The organism is Embleya sp. NPDC055664 (assembly GCF_053618075.1).
Genome location: NZ_JBSHGZ010000006.1, coordinates 36,251 through 47,148 on the forward strand (window position 1 = coordinate 36,251; position 10,898 = coordinate 47,148).

A 10,898-nucleotide genomic window follows, 5' to 3' on the forward strand; every position below is an offset into this window, starting at 1 on the left:
GACAAGGGGATTACCGTTCAGGGTCTCACACGCGGGGCGTGCGACGGCGACTCGTTATTTCCCGACCGGCCCGGCCGAAGCCGATCCGGCCCGCTTCCCGGCTCACCGGTCCACGCGGGACCGGCGGGCCGGGAAGCACCGCCGCTACGGCTTGGGCGCTTCGAACGTGTAGTCCTGGCCGAGCGTGACCACCACGTCCGCCAGCATCTCCCCCGTCGCCTTCTTCACCGACGTCGGCGGCAGGTGCAAAGTCAGCGCGGCCTGTTCCGCGTCGACCTTGCGGGCGTCGTTGGAGTACTGCACGACCGACGTCGGCTGTGCGCGCTTGCCCGACGCACCGCCGGGGACGTACGTGACGCCCGCGTTCAGCAGCTTGGCGTGTGCGTCCTCCTGGGCGCCGTTCTTGCCGCTCGCGTCCTCGACCATCACACGCGCCGGACCCGCCTCGACCCGGCCCTGGCGTACGGTGCCGCCCAGCAGCTCACGCACGATCGGGACGGCGGCGTTGACGTCCAGGATGCCCTCCGGCGACACCGGCAGCGCCCGGACCTGCAACAGCTTCGCCTGGGTCGCCTTGGCCAGGTTCGCCAGGAGGGTGCTGAGCTTGTCGTCCGGCAGCGAGGGGTCCGGCAGGTTCGCCATGTTGGCGAGCAGCGTCAAGACCGCGTCGGGCTGGGTCGGGAACGCGGTCAGCAGGCCCTGGAGGACCCGGCCGAACCGGTCGCCGGTCACCGTCGGCGACTCGCCCGGCTGCTTGTACGTGGCGAAGGCCAGCGCCGCGACCCCGTTCGCCGGGTTGCGGCCCTGTCCGACCAGGACCTTGCCGTCCTGGCCCTTGATCTCGACGTCGGCGTTGAGCTGGATGCCGCCCGCGAGGTCGACCAGGCCCTGCAGGACCGGCTCGGAGACCACCCAGGAGCCGTCCAGCTTGACCCCGAGCAGGTCGGACAGCGCGTCCCGGGACGCGCCGGGGCCCTCGTCGGCCATCAACTGGCCGAGCGGGAAGGAGCTGTTGTCGGAGTTGACGATGGTGACCGAGGACACGCTGACCATGGACGCGGTGTTCTTCGCCGGGTCGACGGTGAGCAGCGCGTTGGCCGAGGCGCGGCCGTCCTTGCCACGTAGTTGCACCAGCACGCCGCCGTTCTTGCCCGGCGCGGCGACCTTCTTCTCGTCCCGCAGCCAGGTGTCCCAGGCAAACCAGCCGCCGACACCGAGCAGCGCCACCGCGATCACCACGACGAGGGCGATCAGCCGGGTCCGGATCGCCCGGCGCTTCTCGTCCCGGCGCTCGGAGCGCGTCTCGGCGAAGGAGAGCCAGTCGATGACGTCCTCGGCCTGCTCGCTCTCGTCGTCGACGAAGGCGAACTCGTCCGAGCCGTAGCCGGGCCGTCCCGGCCGCCCCGGACCCGGACGACGCGTCCTCGGCGGCGGCACCCGGCCGTCCCCGGTCGAGCCGGCCCCGGCCCTCGTGGCGGACGAGCCGGCGGCGGGCGGGGCGGACGCGGCCGAGTCGGCCTTCGCCTCCGTGGACCGCGCGCGCGACGGCCGCACCGGCGTCGACCCGGCCGCGACCCCGATCGAGGTCGGGTCCGTACCGGCCACCGGCACCGACGCGGCCGACCCGGGCCGGCTCGCGGGCACCACGGGGGGCGCGGGCGGCGCGGGGGCGGCGGCGGGGGGCTGCTCGTAGTACGCGGTGGGCTGCTGCGGTTCGGGGCGGCCCTGCTGCCCGTCCGGGTATCCGCCCGGGTTGCCCTGCTGTGGATACGCCTGGCCCGAAGGGGCCGCCGGATCGTAGGCGTTGGGGTTGTACGCGTTCGGGTCGTAACCGGCGTTCGGGTCGTACGCGTTGGCGTCGTAGCCGCCGGAGGTGTAGCCCGTGGAGTCGTAGGTGCCGGGGGCGTACGCACCGGGCGCGTAGGCGCCGGCGTTGGGGTCGTACCCCGTGCCGTAGCCGCCGCTCCGGTCGTACGTCCCCGCGCCCGCTCCCTGGCCGTACCCGTTCGGGTCCTGACCGGGGTTCGCCGCCGGATAGGCCCCGGACCCGTACGCGTTCGCGTCGTAACCACCCGCGCCGTAACCGGCGTTCGGGTCGTAGGCCGCGTTCGGGTCGTAACCGGCGTTCGGGTCGTACGGGTATTGCTGCGGCGCGAAGTTCACCGGTTCGAGACCCTCGGGGCCCGATCCGGCAGGCGGTTGTGCGGGGTATCCCGGGTGTCCGCCGTCGCCCCGCCCCGGGCCGTACGGTTCCTGCGCCTGCCCGCCGTCCCCTCGCTCGGTGCCGTAAGGCTCCCACTCGCGCCGGTCGTCGTTGCTCACGAAGCTCCCCGGTACAGCCCCCGCTTGCTGATGTATTGAACGACCCCGTCCGGTACCAGGTACCAGACCGGATCGCCCCCGGCCACCCTTGTACGGATGTCGGTCGACGAAATGGCCAGTGCGGGGACCTCCACCAGGCTCACGCCGCCGTCCGGGAAACCCGGGTCGGACAGAGTGTGCCCCGGACGGGTGCAACCCACGAAATGCGCGAGCTCGAACATCTCGTGCGCGTTGTGCCAGGAGAAGATCTGGGACAGCGCGTCGGCGCCGGTGATGAAGAATATTTCGGTGCCCTCGGGCGAGGACTCGCGCAGGTCGCGCAGGGTGTCGAGGGTGTACGTCTCGCCCGCGCGGTCGATGTCCACCCGGCTCACCGAGAACCTCGGGTTGGAGGCGGTGGCGATCACCGTCATCAGGTACCGGTCCTCGGGCGAGGACACGTCCTGCGCGGACTTCTGCCACGGTCGACCGGTCGGCACGAACACGACCTCGTCGAGCCCGAACTGGCCCGCCACCTCGCTCGCGGCGACGAGGTGCCCGTGGTGGATGGGATCGAAGGTGCCGCCCATGACACCGACACGTCTGTTCCGCTCGCTCATGGCGCGAGAATCTATCGTTCCGCGCTCCCCGAGCGCGCGCGCCTACTCCTTGACCGCCCCCGAGGTGATCCCCGCGACGATCCGCTTCTGGAAGACGAGCACCAGGATGATCACCGGAATGCTCACCACGACGGAGGCCGCCGCGATCGCGGCGGTGGGCTGCTGGAACTGCGAGGCACCGGTGAAGAAGGCCAGCGCGGCGGGCACGGTACGGGAGTTGTTGGTCGAGGTCAGCGACACCGAGAAGACGAAGTCGTTCCAGGCGAAGAAGAACACCAGGATCGCGGTGGTCACCACGGCCGGCACCGCCATCGGCGCGATCACGTAGCGAAACGCCTGCCACGCGGAGGCGCCGTCGATCCGCGCGGCGTCCTCCAGGGCCCACGGGATCTGTTTGAAGAACGAGGTCAGCGTCCAGATCGACAGCGGCATGGTGAACGACAGGTAGGGCAGGATCAGCCCGATCCAGGTGTCGAACAGGCCGATCGAGCGCCACATGTCGAACAGCGGGCCGACCACCGCGATGGTCGGGAACATCGCGATCGCCAACGCGCCGAGCAGGATCAGCCGCTTGCCCGGGAACTCCATCCGCACGATCGCGTACGCGGTGCCGGTGGCGCAGGCGACCGCGATCGTGGTGGCGATCAGCGAGATGCCGATCGAGTTGCGCAGCGCGTCGGTGAAGAGGTTGTTGCGAAAGACCGTGCGGTAGTTGTCCAGACTCCAGGTCTTGGGCAGGAACTGCGCGTTGTTGATGTCGTCGCCGCCCTTGAAGGACAGCGAGAGCATCCAGGCCAGCGGGAGCACGGTGATCCCGATCACCACGACGCTGACCAGGGTGCGTACACCCTCGCGGGCCGGGCTTGGCTGACTCACGCGGGGCTCCCGAGCTTGCTCACGTCGGTACGGAAGAGCTTGATGAACAGGAACGCGATCAGCAGCACACAGGCGAACAGCAGTACCGAGATCGCCGAACCCAGGCCCAGGGCCGTGCGGCTGACCAGTTGGCGGTAGGCCAGGAAGGACACCGTCTCGGTGTCGTTGGCGCCGCCGGTCATCACGAAGACCGAGTCGAAGATGCGGAACGCGTCCATGGTCCGGAACAGCAGCGCGACCAGGATCGCCTGCTTCATGATCGGCAGGGTGACCCGGGTGAGCCGCTGCCACGGCCCCGCGCCGTCCACGCGCGCGGCCTCGTGCACGTCCGGGGAGACCTGGATCAGCCCGCCGAGCAGCAGCAGCGACATGAACGGCGTGGTCTTCCAGATCTCCGAGAGGGCGATCACGAACAGCGCGGTCCAGCGGTGGTCGAACCAGGCGACGTCGGTGCCCAGCCAGTCGTTGACGAACCCGGTGGACGGGTCGAACGCATAGCGCCAGGCGTAGGCGGAGACGACCGTGACGATGCCGTACGGGATCAGCACGATGGTGCGCAGCGTGCGGCGCAGGTACAGGGCGCGCTGCATCAGTTGGGCGAGGCCGAAGCCGATCACGAACTCGACCGAGACGGTGAGCACGGTCAGCGCGAGGGTGGTCCACACGTCGGTCCACCACAGCGGATCCTTGAGCACCACCCAGTAGTTCGACAAACCCGCGAACGAGTTGGCGTCGGGCGTGGTCAGCCGCTTGTGGAAGAGCGAGAGCCACGCGGCGTCGACCAGCGGCGCGATCGCGACCGCGAGCATGATCAGCACGGCGGGCGCGGACAGCAGCCATCCGGTGCGGCGCATGCGCTGCGCGTGGTCGAGCTGCTTCCGGGGCTTCCTGTGCCGAGGCGCGGTGCGGGTCGCGGATGCCGTGCTCACAGCAGCACCTTGTCGTGCAGGACCCCGGTGATGAGGTCGTCGGTGGCGCGGGGGGCGGAGTTCGGGTCGACGTCGGCGGGCGGGTGGTACTCGCGCTGCACCGACGCGGAGACGTCGTTGTAGTAGGGCGTTCGCGGACGCGGGCCGGCCTGGTCGAGGGACTCCTTGATCAGATCCGCCATCGGCAACGCCGCGCGTACGCCCGGATCGTCGTAGGCGGCGGCCTTGGCCGTGGTCTCCTTCGACTCCAGCATGTAGGTGATCTGGTTCTCCAGGGTGCCCGCGCAGCGCACCGCGCTCACCGCCTCGGCGGCGTGTTTGCCGTATCGGCTGACGCCCAGTGAGATCCCGCCGAACGGCGGCTTGGACGGCTTGTCCGGGTCGGTCTGCGGGTAGCGCGCCCAGCCGTAGTCGTCCAGCACCTCGCGCGAGAGTTGGCCGCCGGCGACCGCCTCGGCCGCGGCGCCGCGCGCGTATGTCCAGTTGATCATGAAGCCGCCGGAGTCGGACTGGAACACGGTCCGGGTGTCGTCCTCGATCGAGGTGGCCAGGTTGGCCGGTGCGGCGGAGGAGCGGCCGAGGCGGCGCATCACCTCGGCGGCCCGTTTGCCCACGCCGCCCTCGCGCAGTGTGGGCTTCAGGTCGACGCCCTTCTCCACGTCCCGCACGATCGCCCCGCCGGCGCCGGTGACCAGGCCGTTGACCCATACGGTCAGGCCCTCGTAGCGCTTGGCGGGCACCGCGACGGTCTTGTGCGTCTTCTCCGCGGCGGTGATCAGGTCGTCCCAGCCGATCGGCCGGGTGAGGTCGAGTCCGGCCTCGGCGGCCACCGACTTGCGATACCACAGGAGTTGGGTGTTGGCCCGGAACGGCGCGGCGACCAGTCGGCCCCGCCACCCCGAGGACTCCACGGCGCTGCTCAGCATGCCGTCGGTCAGTGCCGGGGCCTCGGCCGCCGTGAACGGGCGCAGGAAGCGCGCCTCGGCGAACTCCGGTACGAAGACGGGGTCGAGCGCCATCACGTCGATCGAGGAGTCCTTGGCGGCAAGCCGGCGCACCAGTTGCTCGCGCTGTCCGGACGCGTCGGTGGGCAACACCGAAACCTTGACCCGATAGGCGCCGCCGGACGCCCGGCTGCACCGGTCGGCGAGCTTTTGATAGGCCCCGTTGTCCGGCGGTACGTACCAGTTCAGCTCGGGCGGCCCCGAACCGCCGCCCCCGCACCCGACGACGACGGAGGCGACCAACGCGAGCGCGACGGCCAGGAGCCCGTGACGACGAGGCATGTGGTTCACCTGATCAGCAGATCAAGGAACCGACCCCGATTCCGCCAACTCCCCCGAATGGTGGCGTGTCGGTGTCGGGAGGTGCGGGGGCGTCGCCGGGTCAGTCGGGGATCGTGGCCAGGGTCCAGGCGCCGTCGGCCTCGATCTCGATCAGGCAGGGGCCCTTGGGCAGGATCGACTCGCCCTCGTAGTCGCCGATCACGTTGGCCAGGGTGCCGAGATATGCCTCGTCGTCGCCGTGTTCGGTGAAGGTGCCGACGATGAAGTTGCTGCCGCCGGCGTGCGTCATCGCGACCACCGTGCGCGGGCCGGCCCAGCGCACCGTCTCGGGGCCGGTGCCCTCCAGCCGGTCGGTGAGCGGCCGGGCGGCCTCGGGGGTGAGCAGTCGCACGGTCCACGCGCCGTCGGCCTCGATCTTCAGGCGCGAGGTACGTGTGCCGCGCTCGTCCACCAGGGCCCGGCTCCGGTGCACGCCGATCGTGTTGGCCAGGAGCTTGTCCGTCTCCAGGTCGGCGTCCAGCGTCCAGACCACGAAGTTCTCGGTGCCCCGGGCCTCCAGCTCGACCAGGAAGGGGCCGGCGTCGACGGGGCGCTCGATGGAGAGGACGCGGTCGCCGCGGCCCTCGTACTCGACGGCGGGGGCGGGGCGGGGCGAGAGTGGGCCGGCGTCGGCGGGGTCGGGGGCGGGCGTGGCTTCCGATTCCGGCAACTGCTCGGCTGGGGGCGGCGGTTCGGCCGCGATGTCGACCGAGGCGGCCGGCGCGGGTTCGGCGTCGGACCCTTCGACCGGTTCCGGTTCCGGTTCCGGCTCGGCGTGCACCGCCGTGTCCGGTACCACCGGGTCCGCCATCGCCGCGGCCGTGAACAGCGCCTGGTCGGGCTCCGCGCCCAGGTCCCGCACCAACTGGTCCAGGCCCGCCTCGTAGCCCTGTCCCACCGCGCCGAACCGCCACCCGTCCCGCCGGTAGACCTCGGCCAGGATCAGCGCGCGCTCCCGGGTCAACTCGCCCACCGGCAGCACGAATCGGCCGATCTCGCCGTCGGCGCCGAGCAGGCGCAACAACGACCCGGCGCCGAACCCCGGCGCCTGCGCGCCGATCGCGAACACCAGCCGGTCCACCGCGTCGTCCACGGCGGACAGGTCCACGTGGAACTCGGCGGTCCCGGTCCCGCCGGCCACAAGCGCGACCGCGCTCGTCAGCGACGCGGGCCGGGCGGTGCAGACCACGTCCAGATCCGCGGTCCCGAGGCTGAAGCAGTACGCGGCCAGGCCCTCGCCCGACACGTCGAATTCCACCCTGATGGCCGAATCGTCCAGCCTCGTCTTCTCGCCCATGGCGAACGTACGCATCGAGCCCTCCCCGGCCTCCCCTGACCTGGCGTCACCTTAACGCGCATGACGAAGCGCCGGGCGGCAACGGGGCACCCGGCGCGGACAGGGCGGTTCGACGAACCGGACGCGGCCGTCCGGGTTCGGACCGAGGGCTCAGCGGTCCTTGTTGAAGCGCGTCACGACGAACAGCAGGATGAGCAGCGTGGCCAGCGCACCGATGCCGGCACCCAGCGCGTTCAGGTTCTCGTGCTTGCCGCTCTCGTTGGCCAGCGTGGTGAGGACGGTCGTGGCGTGCTGGGTCATCCGTGGTCAGCCCTTGCGTAGTTTTTGCCGACGTGTGCGGACGACATCGTACGGGCGCGGAGGGTGAGGCGCGCGGCCAGGTTCCGGGGACGACCCTCGGCCTCGGGCGTCGGATGTGCCTAGGGTGGGGGCGGATTGCTCGAGGCTAGGGGGCGCAGCATGCCGGACGACAAGACGATCGGACCGTTCGAGGGACGCCGACGATTCCCCGGGATCTCCTCCCGGGCCTACGAACACCCCTCCGATCGCGCCGCGCTGGTGGCGATGCGCCGGCTCAGCGGTTTCGATCTCGTGCTCAAACAGATGTCGGGTCTGGTGTCCGAGCGGGCGATCCGACTCGCCTTCCTGGCGGGTTCGGTCCGGGCGGGCGAGCAGCAGTTCCACCGCCTGCACGAGATGGCCCGCGAGTCGGCGTACATCCTGGATCTGCCCACCGTGCCGGAGCTGTTCGTCACCCAGGACCCGCAGCCGAACGCGATGGCGATCGGCATGGACAAGCCGTTCATCGTGGTCACCTCGGGTCTGGTCGAACTGCTCGACGACGACGAGATGCGCACGGTCATCGGGCACGAGATCGGGCACATCCTGTCCGGACACGCGGTATACCGCACGATGTTGCTGATCCTGACCCGATTCGCCGCCGCGCTGTCCGGAATCCCGCTGGGCACGATCGGCGTGCACGCGATCATCACCGCGTTGCAGGAGTGGTTCCGCAAGTCGGAGGTGTCCTGCGACCGGGCGGGCCTGCTGGTCGGTCAGGACCCCGAGGTGTCGATGCGCGCGCTGATGAAGGTCGCGGGCGGCTCGCAGCTGCACGAGATGAGCACCGACGCGTTCCTGGAGCAGGCCGCCGAGTACGAGGGCGCCGGCGACCTGCGCGACAGCGTGCTCAAGCTGATGAACCTGCTCGGGCGTTCCCACCCCTTCCCGGTGGTCCGGGTCGCCGAACTGCGCAAGTGGGCGGACGGGGACGACTATCGGCGGATTCTCGCCGGTGAGTATCCGCGTCGTGAGGACGACCCGAACGCGTCGGTGCGCGAGGAGGCCAGGGCCTCGGCGAACGCCTACCGCGAGTCCGTACGCACCACTACGGACCCGCTGTTCGGCCTGCTGCGCGATCTCGCCGACGGCGCTGCGGACGCGGGCGGCAAGCTCCGGGACCGGTTCACCGGCCGCCGCGACGAGCCGGGGGCGACGCCGGACGGTGGTCCGCCGCCGACGAGCGGGGGCAAGCGGGCGGAGTGACCCGGGAGCGGGGCCGGGTCGGCTTGCGGGCCGAGGGAGTGGCCCGCGTGAAGTCGCCCGGGTGAGGTGGCTCGCTCTCCCTATATATAGGCGCCACACAGGCCACACCTGTGAACACACCGGCGACCGGGGCGGCCGGGCGACCACCGCCGGCAGCACTGTCAAGTAGTCGGATAGTCACATAAAGCAGCAATGCCGGTCCCGCCTCCCCGCCGGGGGCGGGACCACTAATCTTCCCGGGTGACTGCAAACGGGGAGCAACCGGATCGGGTGCCGTGGCAGCCGTCCCGCGAGAATCCGCCACCGGGCCGGTCGGAGCCGCCGGCCCGGCAACAACACGCGGACCACGCCTACCCGCCGCGCACCGGCCCCGAGCCGGGCGAGGGTTGCCTGTACACGGTGGTTCGCTGGCCCGCCCGGATCATCGCGCTGATCATCGTGGTCCCGCTGCGTCTGCTGTGGGAGTTGGTGCGGCTGATCGGCAGGGGGATCAAGTTCCTGTTCTGGGACTGGTTCCTGCGTCCGATCCTGCGGGGGCTGAAGAAGCTGCTGTGGGACTGGTTCCTGTACCCGGTGCTGAGCTTCGTCGGCCGCTACATCCTCGTCCCGCTCGCCAACGCCCTCGCATGGGTGTTCACCCGGCTGATCCACCGACCCCTCGCCTTCCTGTTCCGCTACCTCCTGCTCGTGCCCGGCGCCTGGTTGTGGCGGCACGTACTGCGGCCGATCGGGCGCGCGACGCTGCTCGCCCTGCGGTTCGCGTGGGACGTCTCCACCGCGGTGCTCAACTTCCTGATCGTCCGGCCGCTGTCCTGGTTGTGGCGCGCGGTGCTGGTTCCGATCGGTCGCGGCATCGCGGTGCTCTGGCGGCATCTGGTGGTGCTGCCGGTGGCCTGGGCCTGGCGCAACGTGCTCACGCCGATCGGCAGGGCCATCCGCGCCGTATGGCGGGTGCTGGTCGTGGCGCCGTGCCGCTGGGTCGGTCGAGCCATTCTCCGGCCGATCGGCAGGGCCACGTCAGAGGTGCTCCGAGCCCTCGGAATCGGGGGGCGCTGACCCGACCCGTCCCATGGCCGTAGGCTTGGACCGACTTCTGCCCATCCATCTCGAGTCAAGGACTGAGCGAAACTGGCACGACGTACGCCCGAGGGACCGCCGCCCGCGCCGACGGTCCAGCGACTGCGCCTCCGGTACACCAAGCGCGGCCGCCTCCGGTTCACCAGCCACCGGGATTTCCAGCGCGCGTTCGAGCGGGCCCTGCGTCGGGCGGAAGTGCCGATGGCCTACTCCGCCGGTTTCACCCCCCACCCCAAGGTGTCCTACGCGGGAGCGGCGCCCACCGGCGTCGCCAGCGAGGCCGAATATCTCGAGATCGGCGTGGCCACACACTGTGACCCCGCCCGTCTGCGGGATCTGCTGGACGCGTCGCTGCCGAGCGGTCTCGACATCGTCGAGATCGTCGAGGCACAGGGCGGCAACCTCCCCGAGCGCCTGGAGGCGTCGGTCTGGGAGCTGGCCCTGGACGGGGTCGCTCGCGAGGAGGCCGAGCGCGCGGTCACCGCGTTCCTGGCCGCCGAGACCGTCGAGGTCCAGCGGATGAGCAAGAACGGAATGCGCACATTCGACGCCCGGGAGGCGGTGATCGCGCTGACCGTCACCACCCCCGACGCGAACGACGCAGGTCACCAGGGTGTCGATGCGGGTAGTGCCGCACCCTGTGCGATACTGCGACTGGTTGTCCGGCACACCACACCCGCCGTTCGACCCGACGACGTTCTGTCCGGTCTTCGCACGGTCGCCGAACTTGTGACGCCCACCGCCGCCGCGGTCACCCGCCTGGCGCAGGGGCCGCTCGACGCCGCGACCGTTTCGGTGACCGACCCGCTCGCGCCCGACCGCGCGACATCGGCGGTGGAGCACACCTCGCAGGGGGGCGAGGAACTCCGAACCGGCCCGCAGGGCGGTGCAGAACCCGTCGTCGAAGCCTCGAATCGGTGACGACCGG

Annotated in this window: 10 protein-coding genes; 3 read left to right on the forward strand and 7 right to left on the reverse strand. The window is 70.8% G+C overall.

The window, feature by feature from the left end; genetic code table 11:
* Positions 1–144: 144 nt before the first annotated feature.
* From ACWGR4_RS12585 to ACWGR4_RS12615, 7 genes are all read right to left on the reverse strand, one after another.
* Entirely contained in the window at positions 145–2,322 is a 2,178-nt protein-coding gene (locus tag ACWGR4_RS12585) for a LytR C-terminal domain-containing protein (RefSeq protein WP_452128374.1), read from the reverse strand.
* Positions 2,319–2,921, reverse strand: a complete 603-nt coding sequence (nadD, locus tag ACWGR4_RS12590) for a nicotinate-nucleotide adenylyltransferase (protein WP_380002968.1) — start codon at positions 2,919–2,921, stop codon at positions 2,319–2,321. The genes ACWGR4_RS12585 and nadD overlap by 4 nt, the downstream gene beginning before the upstream one ends.
* Positions 2,922–2,963: 42 nt before the next feature.
* Positions 2,964–3,797 (reverse strand): carbohydrate ABC transporter permease, encoded by an 834-nt coding sequence (locus ACWGR4_RS12595; protein WP_380002967.1) that lies wholly within the window; start codon positions 3,795–3,797, stop codon positions 2,964–2,966.
* The gene (locus ACWGR4_RS12600; RefSeq protein ID WP_380002965.1) at positions 3,794–4,726 is read right to left on the reverse strand and encodes a carbohydrate ABC transporter permease; all 933 of its coding nucleotides are present in this window, start codon (positions 4,724–4,726) and stop codon (positions 3,794–3,796) included. The genes ACWGR4_RS12595 and ACWGR4_RS12600 overlap by 4 nt, the downstream gene beginning before the upstream one ends.
* Positions 4,723–6,012, reverse strand: a complete 1,290-nt coding sequence (locus ACWGR4_RS12605) for an extracellular solute-binding protein (protein WP_452128373.1) — start codon at positions 6,010–6,012, stop codon at positions 4,723–4,725. Before ACWGR4_RS12605 ends, ACWGR4_RS12600 begins: the two co-directional genes overlap by 4 nt.
* A 100-nt stretch (positions 6,013–6,112) precedes the next feature.
* Complete coding sequence (locus ACWGR4_RS12610; RefSeq protein WP_452128372.1) at positions 6,113–7,363, reverse strand: TerD family protein; 1,251 nt, start codon at positions 7,361–7,363, stop codon at positions 6,113–6,115.
* Between the two features lie 135 nt (positions 7,364–7,498).
* Positions 7,499–7,648: a hypothetical protein gene (locus ACWGR4_RS12615; protein WP_170222196.1), complete on the reverse strand. Its 150-nt coding sequence runs from the start codon at positions 7,646–7,648 to the stop codon at positions 7,499–7,501.
* A gap of 159 nt (positions 7,649–7,807) precedes the next feature.
* Between ACWGR4_RS12615 and ACWGR4_RS12620 the strand changes: the two genes are divergently transcribed.
* The 3 genes from ACWGR4_RS12620 (at position 7,808) to ACWGR4_RS12630 (ending at position 10,891) form a co-directional block, all read left to right on the forward strand.
* Positions 7,808–8,893, forward strand: a complete 1,086-nt coding sequence (locus ACWGR4_RS12620) for a M48 family metallopeptidase (protein WP_452128371.1) — start codon at positions 7,808–7,810, stop codon at positions 8,891–8,893.
* Positions 8,894–9,133: 240 nt separating this feature from the next.
* On the forward strand, positions 9,134–9,949 hold the full coding sequence (locus ACWGR4_RS12625) for a hypothetical protein (RefSeq protein ID WP_380002960.1): 816 nt from the start codon (positions 9,134–9,136) through the stop codon (positions 9,947–9,949).
* 72 nt (positions 9,950–10,021) lie between these two features.
* Positions 10,022–10,891 (forward strand): TIGR03936 family radical SAM-associated protein, encoded by an 870-nt coding sequence (locus ACWGR4_RS12630; RefSeq protein ID WP_380029228.1) that lies wholly within the window; start codon positions 10,022–10,024, stop codon positions 10,889–10,891.
* Positions 10,892–10,898: the final 7 nt, after the last annotated feature.

What these genes read in the sequence shown, in the direction of transcription:
- nadD (WP_380002968.1), bottom strand. Translation starts at nt 2,921, where the DNA reads ATGAGCGAGCGGAACAGACGTGTCGGTGTCATGGGCGGCACCTTCGAT.
- ACWGR4_RS12605 (WP_452128373.1), bottom strand. Translation starts at nt 6,012, where the DNA reads ATGCCTCGTCGTCACGGGCTCCTGGCCGTCGCGCTCGCGTTGGTCGCC.
- ACWGR4_RS12610 (WP_452128372.1), bottom strand. Translation starts at nt 7,363, where the DNA reads ATGCGTACGTTCGCCATGGGCGAGAAGACGAGGCTGGACGATTCGGCC.
- ACWGR4_RS12615 (WP_170222196.1), bottom strand. Translation starts at nt 7,648, where the DNA reads ATGACCCAGCACGCCACGACCGTCCTCACCACGCTGGCCAACGAGAGC.
- ACWGR4_RS12620 (WP_452128371.1), top strand. Translation starts at nt 7,808, where the DNA reads ATGCCGGACGACAAGACGATCGGACCGTTCGAGGGACGCCGACGATTC.